The sequence below is a fragment of the Xylanibacter caecicola genome (assembly GCF_013166515.1).
GTDB lineage: Bacteria > Bacteroidota > Bacteroidia > Bacteroidales > Bacteroidaceae > Prevotella > Prevotella caecicola.
Genome location: NZ_JABKKJ010000004.1, coordinates 1 through 16,161, shown reverse-complemented (window position 1 = coordinate 16,161; position 16,161 = coordinate 1). Strand labels below are relative to the sequence as shown.

The 16,161-nt window shown below is 39.9% G+C and carries 14 protein-coding genes and 1 pseudogene; 8 read left to right on the top strand and 7 right to left on the bottom strand.

The window, feature by feature from the left end; all coding sequences use genetic code 11:
- Positions 1-36: 36 nt before the first annotated feature.
- The 4 genes from hisF to purU are packed head-to-tail and all read right to left on the bottom strand — an operon-like array spanning position 37 to position 3,018.
- Positions 37-801: an imidazole glycerol phosphate synthase subunit HisF gene (gene hisF / locus HPS54_RS03665; RefSeq protein ID WP_172344120.1), complete on the bottom strand. Its 765-nt coding sequence runs from the start codon at positions 799-801 to the stop codon at positions 37-39.
- A 13-nt stretch (positions 802-814) separates the two neighbouring features.
- Positions 815-1,552: a 1-(5-phosphoribosyl)-5-[(5-phosphoribosylamino)methylideneamino]imidazole-4-carboxamide isomerase gene (hisA, locus tag HPS54_RS03660; RefSeq protein ID WP_172344119.1), complete on the bottom strand. Its 738-nt coding sequence runs from the start codon at positions 1,550-1,552 to the stop codon at positions 815-817.
- Positions 1,545-2,147, bottom strand: a complete 603-nt coding sequence (gene hisH, locus HPS54_RS03655; RefSeq protein ID WP_172344118.1) for an imidazole glycerol phosphate synthase subunit HisH — start codon at positions 2,145-2,147, stop codon at positions 1,545-1,547. Before hisH ends, hisA begins: the two co-directional genes overlap by 8 nt.
- A gap of 7 nt (positions 2,148-2,154) precedes the next feature.
- Positions 2,155-3,018, bottom strand: a complete 864-nt coding sequence (purU, locus tag HPS54_RS03650) for a formyltetrahydrofolate deformylase (RefSeq protein ID WP_172344269.1) — start codon at positions 3,016-3,018, stop codon at positions 2,155-2,157.
- 317 nt (positions 3,019-3,335) lie between these two features.
- Between purU and HPS54_RS03645 the strand changes: the two genes are divergently transcribed.
- On the top strand, positions 3,336-4,031 hold the full coding sequence (locus HPS54_RS03645; protein WP_172344117.1) for a hypothetical protein: 696 nt from the start codon (positions 3,336-3,338) through the stop codon (positions 4,029-4,031).
- A gap of 17 nt (positions 4,032-4,048) precedes the next feature.
- Positions 4,049-4,717 carry a DUF3256 family protein gene (locus HPS54_RS03640; RefSeq protein ID WP_172344116.1) on the top strand — a complete coding sequence of 223 codons (669 nt, stop codon included), beginning with the start codon at positions 4,049-4,051 and terminating at the stop codon, positions 4,715-4,717.
- Positions 4,718-5,038: 321 nt separating this feature from the next.
- Here the strand turns inward: HPS54_RS03640 and HPS54_RS03635 are convergent, their stop codons facing one another.
- Together HPS54_RS03635 and HPS54_RS03630 are read right to left on the bottom strand one after the other, a co-directional pair.
- A complete protein-coding gene (locus tag HPS54_RS03635) occupies positions 5,039-6,016 on the bottom strand; it encodes a Rossmann-fold NAD(P)-binding domain-containing protein (RefSeq protein WP_172344115.1) in 978 nt (325 codons plus the stop codon).
- 38 nt (positions 6,017-6,054) lie between these two features.
- Positions 6,055-7,296 carry a glutamate-5-semialdehyde dehydrogenase gene (locus HPS54_RS03630; RefSeq protein WP_172344114.1) on the bottom strand — a complete coding sequence of 414 codons (1,242 nt, stop codon included), beginning with the start codon at positions 7,294-7,296 and terminating at the stop codon, positions 6,055-6,057.
- 846 nt (positions 7,297-8,142) lie between these two features.
- Between HPS54_RS03630 and HPS54_RS03625 the strand changes: the two genes are divergently transcribed.
- The 6 genes from HPS54_RS03625 (at position 8,143) to HPS54_RS03600 (ending at position 16,026) form a co-directional block, all read left to right on the top strand.
- Positions 8,143-8,694: a UpxY family transcription antiterminator gene (locus tag HPS54_RS03625; protein ID WP_172344113.1), complete on the top strand. Its 552-nt coding sequence runs from the start codon at positions 8,143-8,145 to the stop codon at positions 8,692-8,694.
- 42 nt (positions 8,695-8,736) lie between these two features.
- Positions 8,737-10,638 carry a glutamine--fructose-6-phosphate transaminase (isomerizing) gene (gene glmS / locus HPS54_RS03620; RefSeq protein ID WP_172344112.1) on the top strand — a complete coding sequence of 634 codons (1,902 nt, stop codon included), beginning with the start codon at positions 8,737-8,739 and terminating at the stop codon, positions 10,636-10,638.
- A gap of 69 nt (positions 10,639-10,707) precedes the next feature.
- A complete protein-coding gene (locus HPS54_RS03615) occupies positions 10,708-10,989 on the top strand; it encodes a hypothetical protein (RefSeq protein ID WP_172344111.1) in 282 nt (93 codons plus the stop codon).
- Positions 10,990-11,352: 363 nt separating this feature from the next.
- The gene (locus tag HPS54_RS03610) at positions 11,353-12,885 is read left to right on the top strand and encodes an MATE family efflux transporter (RefSeq protein ID WP_172344110.1); all 1,533 of its coding nucleotides are present in this window, start codon (positions 11,353-11,355) and stop codon (positions 12,883-12,885) included.
- The gene (locus HPS54_RS03605; protein WP_172344109.1) at positions 12,882-13,697 is read left to right on the top strand and encodes an aldo/keto reductase family protein; all 816 of its coding nucleotides are present in this window, start codon (positions 12,882-12,884) and stop codon (positions 13,695-13,697) included. Before HPS54_RS03610 ends, HPS54_RS03605 begins: the two co-directional genes overlap by 4 nt.
- A gap of 601 nt (positions 13,698-14,298) precedes the next feature.
- The gene (locus HPS54_RS03600) at positions 14,299-16,026 is read left to right on the top strand and encodes a thiamine pyrophosphate-binding protein (RefSeq protein ID WP_172344108.1); all 1,728 of its coding nucleotides are present in this window, start codon (positions 14,299-14,301) and stop codon (positions 16,024-16,026) included.
- Positions 16,027-16,048: 22 nt separating this feature from the next.
- On the opposite strand, the pseudogene HPS54_RS03595 reads toward HPS54_RS03600, so the two are convergent.
- A pseudogene (locus tag HPS54_RS03595) lies at positions 16,049-16,161 on the bottom strand (IS982 family transposase); the annotation flags it as partial.

The window sequence follows — 16,161 nt, the reverse complement described above, 5'->3', positions numbered from 1 at the left end:
GTCTTATTTATTAATTATTCAAAACCACTATATTCCTCAGAGCCTTACATTTATACCCTCGAAAGAAAGATATTCTTTAAGTTCTCTTATCTTTATCTCTCCAAAATGGAACACGCTTGCAGCAAGTGCGGCATCCGCCTTTCCCACGGTAAAGGCATCCCTAAAATGCTCAGGACATCCTGCTCCGCCACTGGCTATAACCGGTATCCCGAGTGTTTCGGAAAGATGACACAATGCGTCATTGGCATATCCGTTCTTAACTCCATCATGGTTCATACTCGTAAAGAGTATTTCTCCGGCTCCACGTTCTTCGGCTTCTCTTGCCCATTCATATAACTTACGGTCCGTACGTATGCGTCCGCCGTTAAGATAGCACATCCATTCGTTATCGTCAAACTTGGCATCTATCGCGCACACACACACTTGCGAGCCGAAGCGACTTGTTATTTCGTCTATCAGTCCCGGATTATTTATCGCCGCACTGTTGATGCTTACTTTATCCGCTCCGGCATATAACAGCCGCTCCACATCCTCCAGCGCACTTATTCCTCCGCCTACGGTGAAAGGAATGTTTATCTCCGTCGCCACACGTGTAACCATATCGGTGAAAGTCTTGCGTCCCTCGTGGCTGGCTGTTATGTCAAGATATACCAGTTCGTCGGCTCCTGCCTCGCAGTAAGCCTTGCCCATCTCCACGGGATCGCCCGCTTTACGCAGGTTCACAAAGTTTGTTCCTTTTACAGTTTCGCCGTTCTTGACGTCAAGACACGGAACAATTCTTTTTGCAAGTCCTTTCTTCATTGTATATTATATTTTACCGCACCGTGGATTTCATATATTTCTCTGCAAGCCTGTTCATGTCTATCCTGCCTTCGTATATGGCTTTTCCAAACACAACCGACGGAATGCCAGCCTTGTCAAGATCATCTATATCATCCATGCACGACACGCCCCCGCTTGCAATCAGATTGATATGAGGGTACTCGCCCATTATCCGTCTGTAAAGTTCTATGGCAGGTCCGCCCAAAGTTCCGTCCTTTGATATTTCCGTACAAAGAATGTTCTTGACCCCGTTATCTATATAACTTTTAAGGAACGGGAGCAACGGTGTTCCGGTATCTTCTTTCCAACCGTTTATGCTTATCATGCCGTTGCGCACATCAGCACCTAATATAATACGCTCACTGCCGAACTTGTCAAGCCATGCCATGAACATCTCCGGACATGTCACTGCCACCGAGCCTATTGTAACCATATGTGCACCACAGTCGAAAGCCATACGTATATCGTCCTCCGTCTTTATCCCTCCTCCGAAATCTACGGTCAGTCCCGTATATTCCGTTATCTGTTTCAGTACGTCGATGTTTACGATATGCTTTGATTTTGCTCCGTCAAGGTCAACCACATGCAGACGTCTGAAACCATATCGTTCCATTTCGCGAGCCACAGCAAGAGGATTTTCATTATATACCTTCTTCTGTCCGTAGTCACCTTTTGTCAGACGAACGCACTTACCGTCTATTATGTCTATCGCTGGAATAAGTTCAATCATTGGCGTCCATGTCTAAAAAGTTCTGCAATATCCTGCTTCCCGTATCTCCGCTTTTTTCCGGATGAAACTGTGTCGCATAGAAGTTCCGTACATTCATCGCCGCACTATATGGCTGTATATAATCTGTCACGGCAATGGTTTCGCTGCACAAAGGAACATAATAGCTGTGAACAAAATACACATACTCGTTTTCATCTATCCCTTTAAACAATGGGGTTCTCAAATCATACAACGAGTTCCACCCCATTGCAGGCACCTTATACTCATGTCTTGACGGAGAGAAGCGTTTTACTTCTGCATCAAAAATGCCAAGGCAGTCTACATCTCCCTCTTCCGAGTGACGGCACAACAGCTGCTGCCCTATACAAATTCCAAGTACCGGCTGTTTCAGGTCACATATCACCGTGTCCAGTCCGTTCTCACGCAGACATCCCATGGCACATCCCGCCTCGCCCTGTCCCGGCAACAAGACACGGTCTGCGCGGGCTAGCTCTTCGGCGTTGTCTGTCAGCAACGGCTCAACTCCGAGCCGTCGCAGACTGTTTACAACACTGTGTATGTTTCCTGCATTATATTTTATTATGGCTACATTCATGCCCGTACTATGAGAATATTATCGTCTTATTGTGATAAGTAAGTATCTTGCGCTCTATATGTTTTGTCACGGCACGACTCAGCACAATCTTCTCCAGGTCCCGACCTTTCAATACAAGACTTTCCGGATTGTCCTTATGGGTGATACGGACAACATCCTGTTCTATTATCGGACCGGCATCAAGCTCCGATGTTACATAGTGACTGGTAGCGCCTATAATCTTGACACCGCGCTGCCATGCCTGGTGATAAGGCTTGGCACCGATGAAAGCCGGAAGAAACGAATGGTGGATATTAATTATATGATTGGGATAGGATTTTATCATGTCATCGCTTATTATCTGCATATAACGCGCCAACACGATAAAGTTAATGTTCTCTTTTTTCAGCAATTCCATTTCCGCTTTCTCCACTTCCGCCTTGTTTGAATGGTCTTTCTTTATCTGCCATACATAATAAGGTATATCAAACTGCTCTGCTATATATCGCAAATCTTCGTGATTGCTTATGATAAACGGAATATCCACATCCCATTCGCCTGCCTTATAACGCGCAAGAAGGTCGTAAAGACAATGGCTCATCTTGCTGACGAATATTGCCATGCGCGGACGTTTGTCATTAAAATAGAGATTGAACGTCATGTTGTACCTGCTTGCATACAGTGTCTGTATGTATTCCTCCAGCTTCTCACGTGGTATTATAAATCCGTCAAGTTCCCATTCTATACGCATAAAAAAGATACCGTCTTCACGGTCTACATATTGGTCAAGATAGACAATGTTACCCTTATTGTCCGTAATAAATTTTGTCACCTCGGTTATAATACCCTGCTTGTCAGGACAATGCAGTAAGAGTATGGCGGTTGGCTTCATCTCGTTATATTCACTTTTTATATTAATGTCACACTTAATTTTCAACTTGCAAAAGTATTAAAAAACTTCGATATAATTGTATATGCACGCTTTTTTTTGACAATTTAAAACAAGAATGTTCTTTGCTTATTATGATTTCATATCCGTTTATTTGTGCAGGATGATTTTATTTGCTACTTTTGCATTGTTCTAAATACGGAATAATAATTTACAAACATCACTTATATTCATTGCTTATGAAGGTCTCACGTCTTCTTTTTCTTTCTTTACTTCTGTGCGCACATGTATTCCGTACTTTTGCATTTGACAACACTGAATTGAAAAAACAAATTGACGAATTCAATCAAACCTGTCCTATAAGTATCGGTAATGCAGGTGAGATAACAAAAGTAAGCTACGACAACGACATCGTAACCATGCTTTTTACCATGAGTGAGGTTTACATGGATTTTCGTAAACTTGCAGACAGCCCCGACAAATTCAAATCCATGATGGCAACCAATCTTACACAGATGCAAGGCTCCTCACGTGTTCTTTTCAACATGCTTGTAGACGCAAATGCCACCCTTGTCACCACATTTATAGGCAACACAACAAGAACGGAAATATCGGCAAGGTTTTCAACGGATGAAATACGAGACATACTTAACAACAAGAAAGGTGTTACTCCGCTTGACAGGCTGAAATCCCTGATAGAAATAACAAAGATGCAGTTTCCCATAGTGGCTGAAGAGGGAATAACAGCAACCGACCTTTATATAGAAAATGACAATGTCATATTTGTATATTCGGTAGACGAAACCATTGGTAACATCTACGCAATAAGCGCAAATGCGGATGAAATAAAAATAAATATGACTGCCAACATCACTGCCACCCCTACGGCAAAACGTTTCATGCAGGCTGTCACAGTTTGCGAAAAAGGACTGGTCTACAGATATAAAGGCTCCGCAACCGGATTTTCCGTAGATATTGCATTTAGCCCGGATGAATTGAAAGGAATAGCAAACTGATTATCAATACAAATATTATGAAAGAAAAAATACTTCTTATCATTCGCACCGTTATACTTATCTCATTGCTTACACCTGCTTGCAGTGCACAGGCAAAAAAGACCATGCGTGAAGTTTGGGTAACAATGCCGGACAGCGTCATACCTTACTTAAACCACAACCTTCGTGTCGAGCTTGTCGACTATTGGGAAATGAAGGCTGACGCAAAGGTAAAGAACAGACTGGACGGAGACACCAAGCTCGTAAAGATGTCCGACAACTATATGGAACTGAAACTCAATGAAAGTACGGATGCAAGCATTCGCCTGCTTTCTACCGGTGATTCCACATATATAATATGTATGGTAAAGACATTCAAGGCACCGGCAGAAGAAAGTTCTGTAATGTTTTTTTCATCCGACTGGAAACCGTTAGGCAAGAATTTCGGTCTCCCGACAAACAACGGTTCCGATAAGACAAAAGAAATGTTCACGGAAGTAAGGGATACAATGACAACCGAACTATACGACAGACTGTACGGCATGATAGAACCGGTGATGCTTAAGGCGGCGTTATCCGAGACCGAGGAAACAATTGTATTCGAGTTGTCACTGCCCTTTCTTACAAAAGACGAAAAAGAAGAGGTTTCATTAATATTAAGGCAAAGAAAGTTTAAATGGGACGGCAAAACTTTTAAAGAATGTTAGAAACACGTTTTTTTTATTCGTACAATTTGCAGATTGAATAAAAAACACATACCTTTGCATTGTGTTTTTCATGGTATTAGATTATTAAGGTTAATAAAGATTGGTTGTCGTGAGACAATCAATTTTTTTATGTATACATTTTACATCATACATATAAAAGACAAAGATTAAGGTGGACAAAAGGATGAAAGAGAAGGAGAGATAAAAGGAGATAAATGAAGATAAAAGACGTATGTTTTGTTACTTCATATGTAGCTATTGTCCTTTATCTCCCGTGGCTTTAGCCACATAATTTCTATTATCTCCCTTTATCTCCTTATTTTAAAAATCTTTCATACACTCCAGCATGCGCTTTATTACCACCGAGCACGAAATCTCGCGGTTGGCAGCTTCCGGTATGACAAGAGAGTTCTTGCTTTCAATAACGTCATCGGTAACAATAAGTCCACGTCGCACAGGCAGGCAATGCATAAACTTTCCATTATTCGTCACAGCCATGTGGGCGTCATCGATTGTCCAGCTCATATCTTTAGACAATATCTTGCCATAATCTTCCGGACATGTAACACCAGGACAACTCCAATTCTTTGCATAGACAAAGTCAGCCCCTTCGAGCGCTTTCATCTGATTATACTCTACACGGGCATTGCCCACGAACTTCGGGTCAAGCTCATAACCCTCGGGATGTGTCACTACAAAATCCACATCTGCGGCATTCATCCACTGGGCAAACGAGTTGGGAACAGCCTGCGGCAAAGCACGGCAATGAGGAGCCCATGTCAGGACAACCTTTGGTCGTGCGTTGCGGTTCTGCCACTGTTCATCCATGGTGATAAGGTCGGCAAAAGCCTGCAAAGGATGCACCGTAGCCGTTTCCATGGCAAATACCGGTTTCCCGCTGTAACGGATAAACTGATTCAACACAGTCTCGGCATAGTCATAGTCACGGTCGGTCAATCCGGCAAAAGAACGCACGCCAATCATATCGCAATAGCTCGCCATGACAGGTATTGCCTCAAGCAAGTGCTCGCTCTTGTCACCGTCCATTATCACACCGCGCTCTGTCTCCAATTTCCACGCCCCGGCATTGACATCAAGAACAATCACATTCATACCCAGATTCATCGCCGCCTTCTGTGTGCTCAACCTTGTACGCAAAGAGTTGTTGAAGAAAATCATCATCAACGTCTTGTTCTTGCCCAAGTGCTGATACTTGAACCTGTCGTTTTTTATCTCTTGTGCCTCGGCAAGTGCAGTTCTGATATCGCCGATGTCTTCTACATTAATAAAGGTTCTCACGATTTTAATTTATAATTTATAATTAATAATTTACAATTTTACTTGCGCACCTGTCCGTTTCCGTCAATAAGCCATTTGTATGTCGTTATCTCCTCAAGCCCCATAGGTCCGCGCGGTCCCAGTTTTTGCGTGCTGATACCTATCTCCGCTCCCAGTCCGAACTGCGCCCCGTCGGTAAAACTTGTCGGAGCATTGACATAAACGCATGCCGCATCCACCTGTGCACGGAATAGTGACGCATTATTGCTGTCTGCCGTTATTATGCACTCACTGTGCCCACTGCCATATCTGTTTATATGCGATATAGCCTCATTGAGCGATGCCACTGTCTTTACAGCCATTGCATAGTCCATATATTCGGTTCCGTAGCTTTCCTCTGTGGCATGGTGTAGAAGCTCTTCGGGATAGTTACCGGCAAGATACACATACGCATCATCGTCGGCATATATCCTTACATTGCTTGCCACAAGCGGACGGCATAACAGCGGAAGATCGGCAAGCCTTGACTTATGGACAATCAGGCAGTCGAGAGCATTGCATACACTTACACGACGAGTCTTCGCATTGTTGATAATGGGAGCGCCGATAGCCGTATCACCGTATTCATCGAAATATGCACTGACAACCCCTGCCCCCGTTTCGATAACAGGAACACGTGCTGTGTCACGGACAAACTGTATCAGTTTTTTTCCGCCACGCGGAATACATACGTCTACATATCCTACTGCCGAAAGCAATTGACCCGTTGCTTCATGCGTTGACGGCAAAAGTTCTACTACCGTGGGATTTACGCCATTGTTTTCAAGAACATGATGAATCAGCGAAACGGCAGCACTGTTGGAAGATACAGCGTCTTTTCCACCTTTCAACAAACATGCGTTACCCGACTTGAAGCATAGTGCAAAAACATCAAAACTTACATTGGGGCGTGCCTCGTAAATGACACCTATCACACCGAAAGGCACGCTGACACGCCGCAGATACAGTCCGTTGTCAAGAGTCCTTTCAGAGGTTACCCGCCCTAACGGAGAAGGAAGTCCTGCCACATGGCGCATGTCCGCTGCAATATCGTCAAGCCTTGCATCGGTAAGAAGCAGTCTGTCATATAAAGGATTATTCCTGTCCATGCGCGAAAGATCCTCGGCATTGGCACGTAGCAGCATTTCCTTTTCGTTCTCTATCGCATCTGCCACAGCACACAACACCTTGTTGCGGACACTGTCATCCATAACGGCAAGTTCTCTGCCAGCCGCTTTCACCCTTTTAAATATATCTATCATACTGCAAAGATAGTGATTTTAATCTGAAACCATGTATGAAGACGGTTTCTTTGATATATATTACGTAGTTCGGGATAACGAATATCCGAATATATCCTTCCACGAGTATAGATAAATACAAAAACTTGTCACTACCATGAGGAGCACACAGCTAAGCCGATGTTAGTTATCACGGATCCGCGTACATACTATAAAAAACAATGAAATATGCCTTACACTCCACACCGATGACAAACCGTGCTGCAAAATGCCGCCTCCTACACTGCAAAATGCCGTCTTTTAAACGCTGAAACGCCATCTTTCGGAGGCTGAAAGGTATCATCATGAAACACTGGATGTTACATACGGAAACATGATAATATTACGTAGAACAGGATAACCGATACACGAATAACTCAACCACGGGACATTTTTATTAATCGCAAATTCAATTGGTAATCAGAATTTTATCGACCATTAAAAACACGGTTTACATCCGATTGGATTTTTGAAGAAATCAATCCTTCTCTTCATAAGAGATGTATCGATGGGTGCAAAGTTACTGAAAATAATTTAAATATATTGAATGTGGATATGTTAAAATGGAGTATAACAGACATCAATACATTATTGTATACTATCACATCATCATTTCCTTGATCATATGTCATTGATTATCAATCTGTTTTATTGTCGATACATCTCTTATGAAGAGACGTATTGAAACATGTCTGTTTTTATAAAACAGCACGCTTGTAAATAGTATGATTAAACTATTACAGAACTTTTCGCCTTACAAACATAACTGCTTGATTTACAACTATATATCAAATCAAGCAGGATTGAAAGAATTATCTGTAATCTAAAATGGCGGTATTGTCAGACAATGATAAACAGATGCGTTGGTTCGTTATGCGCGACTTAAAGCGGGCCAATGCGAAGCAGCCTGCATATAAGCAACTTGCCGAAAAGAACATACAAGTATTTACGCCCATGACATGGCGCATCGACATGGAGGATGGCAAACGTGTCCGCAGGCAAGTACCATTTATTCCCGATTTGCTTTTTGTATGTTCCTCGCGTGAAACCATAGACCCTATTGTATTTCAGACACCAACCCTGCAATACCGCTGGCTGCGTAACACATGGCGCGAGCCGATGACCGTGTCCGACACGGAGATGAACCGCTTTATAAAAGCCGTATCATCCTCCGATTCCAACAAATACTATCTTCCGGAAGAGATAACCCCGTCGATGTACGGTCGCCGTATACGTATTGTCGGCGGTCCCCTCGACGGTTGTGAAGGCAGTCTGATAACCCGCCGCGGCTCAAAAGTCCGCCGCCTGCTCATAGAAATCCCCAACCTTATAGCCGTCGGCATAGAAGTAAAGCCCGAGTTTATACAGTTTGTAGAATGATTTTGTTGATATAAAAATGTCTTGTAAGAATAATATATAATTATGTGTGGAATAGTTGGATATATCGGTATGCGCAATGCCTGCCCCATATTGCTGGAAGGACTTCATAAACTTGAGTACAGAGGTTATGACAGTGCCGGAGTTGCCTTGATTACGAATACCGGAAACCTTAGAATATATAAAGCAAAAGGCAAGGTTGCCGATCTTGAATCCGTTGCAGCAGACAAGGATTGCAGTGGGAACATTGGCATAGCCCACACCCGTTGGGCTACTCACGGTGTACCATCGGAAGCCAACAGTCATCCACATGTCAGTCAATCTGGCGATATAACATTGGTACATAATGGTATAATCGAAAATTATGCCACGCTGAAAGAACAGCTTATAGAGAAAGGATATACTTTTAAGAGCGAAACGGATACGGAAGTTCTGGTGCAACTTATTCAGTACACGAAAGATTCCGTTCAGGCTTGCAATCTTGCAATGGCTGTGCGGCTTGCTTTGAAAAAGGTTATCGGAGCATACGCCATTGTTGTGATAGACCGTCAGGAGCCCGAAAAATTGGTATGTGCCCGTAAGTCATCCCCGCTTGCCATAGGTGTGACAGAAGAAAACAAAGAACTGTTCATTGCCAGCGATGCGTCCCCGATAGCTGCATATACCAAACAGATAATATATCTCAACGATGATGAAATAGCAGTTTGCGAACGTGATAAAGACATACAGGTGTTCAATCTCGACAACAAGAGGATATCTCCGGAGGTGAAAGAGGTTGATATAGACCTGAACATGCTAAGTAAGGATAATTTCGATCATTTCATGCTTAAAGAAATATTCGACCAGCCCAATGTGCTGAGAGACTGCATGAGAGGACGTATCATCAATGCCCCGTATTCCCGTCCGTGGTCTCCGCAACAGAAAGGGAAAAATACAGACAGCCTGAGTGTCATACTAAGTGCCGTGACGCTTCATCGTCGCGAGTTGCTCCGTGCCCGTCGCATCATTATCTTGAGTTGTGGAACATCGTGGCATGCCGGTCTTATCGGCAAGCAACTCATAGAACATTTCTGTAAATTGCCCGTAGAAGTGGCATACGCCAGCGAATTCCGTTATTCCGATTCTGTTATAGAACCCGATGATGTCGTGATGGCAATATCCCAAAGTGGAGAGACTGCCGACACTATGGCAGCCATGGAAATGGCAAAGAAACGGAATGCGTTGGTCTTCGGCATCGTAAACGCCGTTGGTTCCGGCATTTCCCGTATCAGCGACACCGGTGTCTATATACATGTAGGTCCGGAGATTGGTGTGGCTTCCACCAAGGCATTCACCGGTCAGGTGACGGTTCTTGTAATGCTCGCCCTCGCTCTCGGCATGGCAAAAGGCACTGTTTCGCAAGAAGAATATAACACTGTGCTCCATGAACTTGTCATGATACCCGATAAGATACAGAAAGTATTGGAACAGAATGACAAGATAAAGGACATAGCAAAAAAATATATACATTCAAAGAACTTCCTTTACCTTGGTCGTGGTTACAACTATCCTGTAGCCCTTGAAGGCGCATTGAAGTTGAAAGAGATATCATATATACACGCCGAGGGCTATCCCGCCGCAGAAATGAAGCACGGTCCCATCGCCTTGATAGACAGCGAGATGCCTGTAGTGTTCCTTGCCACACATCACCAACTCTATCAAAAGATTGTTTCCAATATGCAGGAAGTAATCAGCCGTAACGGCAAAATATTGGCAATTGTGACAGAGGGCGACGAACAGGTAAAGGCAATGGTAGATGAAACCATCGAGGTTCCGCCGACAATAGCCTGCCTTGCCCCGTTGCTCAGTGTCATTCCCCTCCAGCTTCTTAGCTATCATGTGGCAGTTGCGAAAGGTCTGAATGTTGATCAGCCGAGGAATTTGGCGAAGAGTGTGACGGTAGAATAAAGAATATTGTATTCTCATCAATGATATTTTAGATACAAGTTGGGCTTTCATGGTAAACTTGGAGTTCTTATGAAGAAGTATAGTCAACAAAGGTTTATACTGGACGAACAAAGAATATGTGATAATGATGTATGGGAATATATTAAGTCTATATTGTTAACTAAAAGTAACAAATGGAGGTATGAAAATGAATGCCGTTTTATTTTTGATGGGCTGAAAAACAAAGATTTAATCATTTGGTATGACCATAATGACAATCCTGTTATCAAATTATCAAATGAATCTATAATAAATTGTGTATATTGGGGAGCACGTGTTTCATCTAGAAATGAAAAGATGATAAAAATATAATTGAAACACAATATTCTAATGAAATAATTACCCAAAAAGCTAAACTTTGCCATAGATTTTGAGATAGAGTTTTTGGAAAGTTGTTAAGTGTCCAAAAGATTTTTTGTAGATCATATATCTTATTTCGTCCATTTCTGTAAAATTACATGCCAAAATAGAACGCTTTTGTAAATCTATTGTATAGTGATATAGTGTTTTATCTATTCATACGGTTGGAAGACTTATATGTATAAATCTTAACTTATTATTAAGATGTCTTTTGAGGATGCCTATTGCAGATTCAATATTTGTTATAAAGTGTTTTTGTGATAAATAATTTAATATAATAGGTTATCTCACACTATTATTATCATAAAATAAAAGATGTTGGAAGATTCACAGAAAAACAAGAGAATAGCAAAAAACACATTGTTGCTCTATGTGCGTATGCTGTTCTCCATGCTAATCAGTTTGTATACCAGCCGGGTGATTCTTCAAACACTTGGCGTTAAGGATTATGGTATATATAATGTGGTAGGTGGTGTTGTGACAATGTTCTCTATATTGTCAGGTTCATTGTCTGCCGCTATAAGCCGATTCATCACCTATGAATTGGGTAAAGGCGACACCAAAAAGTTATCCACTATATTCTCGTCTGTCGTAAATATACAAATAGGTCTCAGTCTTATTATTGTTCTGTTGGCGGAAACTATCGGCCTATGGTTCTTGAATGTCAAGATGAACATACCGGCAGACAGAATGTATGCCTCCAATTGGGTATATCAATTATCAATCCTTACATTTGTGCTCGGTTTAATCAGTGTGCCTTATTCGGCAGTCATTGTCGCTTATGAGAGAATGTCCACTTTTGCTTATATAGGAATCTTTGAAACCACGGCAAAACTGGTTGTCGTTTACATGTTGCTATTGTTTACTTGTGACAAACTGATTTTATTTGCCACATTGATGGCAATGATAGCCTTGATAATTCGGTTTATATATGGGGTTTATTGTAAACGGCATTTTGAAGAGTGCAATTATAAGTTTGTTTATGACAACACATTATTCAAAAAAATGTTTTCATTTGCCGGATGGAACTTTTTAGGTGCAGGCTCTGCATTACTAATGTCCCAGGGGGTAAATATATTAATGAATATGTTTTTTGGAGTTACTTTAAATGTTGCTCGTGGAATTGCAAACCAGGTGGATAATGCTGTCCAACAGTTTGTGAATAACTTCACTACAGCAATAAATCCCCAAATAACCAAATCATATGCTACAGATAATTTATCATATATGCACCAACTGGTAAGTGTAGGATCTAAGTATTCATTTTTTTTGACTTGGTTCTTTGCCCTTCCAATCTTATTGGAAACTAATAGGATACTTAGTATATGGTTGAAAGTTGTACCGGAGTATTCTGTTTTGTTCTTAAAGTTAACGATTGGAATATCGTTGATTTCTGTAATATCAAATACCTTGGTAACTTCAATGCTGGCAACAGGAGATATAAAAAAGTATCAGATTATTGTTGGTGGATTGGGTATGACAATATTTCCATTAGTATATATTGCATATAAGATAGGTTTGCCCCCAGCTACATCCTATTTGATTCATATGACGATATTTATAGCACAATTATGCTTTAGATTGTATTTATTGCGAAACATGATAAAATTACCCATTATGTATTTTGTAAAGAACACGTTGTTGCCAGATGTTAAAGTACTATTGGCAAGCAGTTTTATGCCTTTACTTCTGTTGTATTCGATGCAGGATACTTTTTTTAGGTTTCTTGTTATTTGCATCGTTTGTGTGTGTTCTACAATTGGCAGCATTTACATAATCGGATTAACAAAAAGTGAAAGAGCTTTGATAAATCAATATATGTTGAAATTTAAAGCAAGAATAATATGAAAAATCCGTCATTGATATTTGGTACGTTTCAATGCAATAATGAAAAAGAGTTTTCTTCTATGATTCGTTCAGTTTATGAAACGGGAATTATAGGTTTTGACACTTCCCCAAGTTATCAAACTGAAGAAATGTTAGGAGATGCGTTGACTTTCCTGATGAAAAAAGAAAACATTAAAAGGGATGCATTCTTCTTGCAAGACAAAATAGATGGTTGGCAAATGGAGTTGTCCAAAGGAAATATAGCACCATTTGTGGAAGAGAGTCTCGGAAAATTGAAAACGGATTATCTGGATGTCTTGTTTGTACATTGGCCATTTCAAGAGTATTTAAATGAAACTTGGATGACAATGAATAAACTTAAAGAAAAAGGAGTGATTCGTCATATTGGTTTAAGCAATGTTAGGGTTCGTCATTTGGATAAAATCAAGAATGAAACGGGTATTTTACCGGACTTCATTCAAATAGAGCGTCATCCTTTGAGAACTTGTCAAGACGAGATAGATTATTGCAAGGGGCATGCTATAGTCTTAGAGGCATATTCACCATTATGTCGTATGGATGAAAGATTGTTGAAATCAAATGTTTTAAAAGCAATATCAGAAAAATATGAAAAGAATATTGGGCAAGTTATCTTGAGATGGCATATTGATACAGGTGTTGTACCGGTTTTCATGAGTAAGAAGAAAAAGAGGATAGAGGAAAATTGTAACTTGTTTGATTTTTCCTTGACCAATGAGGAAATTTTGGAGATAAATAAATTGAATATGAATTTTAAAATATTTGTGGAATCAGTATGTTGTCCTGGAATTTAAATAAGAAAGAGGCGGTAGGTACCGTCCTTGTAGCCTTTTTTTGCATTTGCATGTTGAATGTGGTATATTTCTATTGTGTTCCTTCTTGTATGGTATGCGTTATAGGATATGCTAGCAATAAAGTGTTAAGGAAAAAAATACGGCTTGCGAATAAAAATATTATAGATTTCATGAATGATTCGCGAAGAAATTTTGATAATCTAATTTTAGGGGATACTCGTTTAGCACTAGTTGAAGATTCTTCAAAATCCTTATATTTTGTACATAGAGGCAGAACTTTATTTGCATCCTATTTGTATCTTATTCACTATTTTAGCTATCTACGAGATGATGGTGAGGGTAAGGTTTATGTCTATTCATCCCAAAGTGATGAAGATAGTATGTATGTGTCCATATTTGATATATTTGCTTATCATAGGGTGGTGAGAATGCGTTTGAATGCAACATCGCAAATGATAGATAGATTTCCTTTGTTTTTTTATTTTAAAAGATTTAGGAATATACATTACTTTATAGACGGCAGGAAACTATCTGTGGAAGATAGAATCATTGAATTTTGTAATTTACGAAACATAAAAGTTGAACTAATAAGGAAATAGTTATGAGTTTTCATTATACTTCTGAAAAAAACGTCCAAATAGTTTTAGCTTTATTGAAGGCAAATGGAATAAACCAGATAATAGTATCACCTGGAGCTACTAATGAGTCTGTTGTTGCGAGCATGCAATATGACCCTTATTTTAAGATGTATTCTTGTGTAGATGAACGTTCTGCTGCTTATATGGCGTGTGGTTTAGCGGCAGAAACAAATAAGCCTGTAGTGCTTAGCTGTACAGGGGCAACTTCTTCCAGAAATTATTTACCGGGATTAACAGAAGCCTATTATCGTCATTTGCCAATTTTGGCAATAACTTCATCTATGGATATAAATAAGGTAGGGCATTTGTATCCGCAGTGTACAGATAGAAGTACCCCACCATCAGACACTGTGATTTCTAGTGAATGTATAGAAACCATCAAGGATGATGACGACTATTGGGATTGTGTTTTAAAAGTAAATCGGGCAATTTCTGATTTATCATTTATGGGTGGTGGACCAGTACATTTAAACCTTATAACTCGTGGATGGAGTAGTTATATCTTGTCAGAGTTACCAGAGGTGCAAATGATAAAAAGAATTTCTCAAAATGATACATTTCCTTCTTTGAGTGAGAAGAAAATATTAGTGTTTGTTGGAAGTCACCGGAAATTTGATTTTGAAGAGGAAGATAGCATAAATAGATTTTGTGAGAAATTCAATACTGTTGTCTTGTGCGACCAGACCTCTAATTATAAAGGTAAATACCGTTTTTTATCTGCTTTATTAGCATCACAAGAAAACAATCCTTGTAAAAAGCATTTTGAGTGTGATGTTTTGATTCATATTGGTGATATTAGTGGGGATTATTATACAATGGAAGCAATATCGCCAAAAGAAGTTTGGCGAATTGATATGGATGGTAAGTTTAAGGATAAATTTAAGAAATTGACTCATGTGTTTGTTGTGCCAGAAATAGAATTCTTTAGGTATTATAATGAGCAACAAGAATTTGATAATTCTTTATCTAATCCTTTAACGGAATTTATAAATACGACAGATGTGTTGTTGAAAAAAATGCCATCGTTGCCGTTTTCGAACATTTGGCTTGCTTCACAATTATCTAAAAAACTCCCCAATAATTCTATCCTCCATTTAGGTATATTGAATAGTTTGCGAGCTTGGAATTTCTTTGAGGTAGACAAGAGTATCTTGTCATATTGTAATGTTGGTGGGTTTGGAATAGATGGTATTGTATCATCTATGATAGGTGCTTCTTTATCTAATTCAAATCAGTTGTATTTTGCGATATTAGGTGATTTAGCCTTCTTCTATGACATTAACTCTTTGGGAAACCGAAATATTAAGAATAATATAAGAATTCTAGTTGTTAATAACGGTCGAGGTGTTGAGTTTCATACATACAGGCATCCTGCATCGAAATTTGGTGATGATACTGATAAGTATATTGCTGCTGCGGGGCACAATGGAAAACAATCACCAACATTGGTTAGAAATATAGCAAGATCTTTAGGTTTTACTTATATGCATGCCTTAACTAAAAATGATTTTTTAGCTCGTTTAGATGACTTTGTATCTACAAATGTACAACAAGCAATCATATTTGAGGTGTTTACGGAAAAAATAGACGATGCAGACGTCCTACGCTTGATAAGAACGATCAATGGGACAGAGAATAATTTGAAAAAGAAGATAAAAAATAAGATAAAAGGTTTCCTTTTAAAAAATTGATAATAAATACCTGTTGGCGGAATTAATTTAATGCATACTTAATTCTGCCAATGGGCTTGTCGTTAATGAAGTTTACGTATTGCAGAATGGTAAGTGCACTAATTTTGCCAATGATTCTGGCAAACAAACCATTCG

Excerpts from the sequence above, each read along its gene's own strand:
- hisF (WP_172344120.1), bottom strand. The coding sequence starts at position 801 with ATGAAGAAAGGACTTGCAAAAAGAATTGTTCCGTGTCTTGACGTCAAG.
- hisA (WP_172344119.1), bottom strand. The coding sequence starts at position 1,552 with ATGATTGAACTTATTCCAGCGATAGACATAATAGACGGTAAGTGCGTT.
- hisH (WP_172344118.1), bottom strand. The coding sequence starts at position 2,147 with ATGAATGTAGCCATAATAAAATATAATGCAGGAAACATACACAGTGTT.
- purU (WP_172344269.1), bottom strand. The coding sequence starts at position 3,018 with ATGAAGCCAACCGCCATACTCTTACTGCATTGTCCTGACAAGCAGGGT.
- HPS54_RS03640 (WP_172344116.1), top strand. The coding sequence starts at position 4,049 with ATGAAAGAAAAAATACTTCTTATCATTCGCACCGTTATACTTATCTCA.
- HPS54_RS03630 (WP_172344114.1), bottom strand. The coding sequence starts at position 7,296 with ATGATAGATATATTTAAAAGGGTGAAAGCGGCTGGCAGAGAACTTGCC.
- HPS54_RS03625 (WP_172344113.1), top strand. The coding sequence starts at position 8,143 with ATGGCGGTATTGTCAGACAATGATAAACAGATGCGTTGGTTCGTTATG.
- glmS (WP_172344112.1), top strand. The coding sequence starts at position 8,737 with ATGTGTGGAATAGTTGGATATATCGGTATGCGCAATGCCTGCCCCATA.
- HPS54_RS03615 (WP_172344111.1), top strand. The coding sequence starts at position 10,708 with ATGAAGAAGTATAGTCAACAAAGGTTTATACTGGACGAACAAAGAATA.
- HPS54_RS03610 (WP_172344110.1), top strand. The coding sequence starts at position 11,353 with ATGTTGGAAGATTCACAGAAAAACAAGAGAATAGCAAAAAACACATTG.
- HPS54_RS03605 (WP_172344109.1), top strand. The coding sequence starts at position 12,882 with ATGAAAAATCCGTCATTGATATTTGGTACGTTTCAATGCAATAATGAA.
- HPS54_RS03600 (WP_172344108.1), top strand. The coding sequence starts at position 14,299 with ATGAGTTTTCATTATACTTCTGAAAAAAACGTCCAAATAGTTTTAGCT.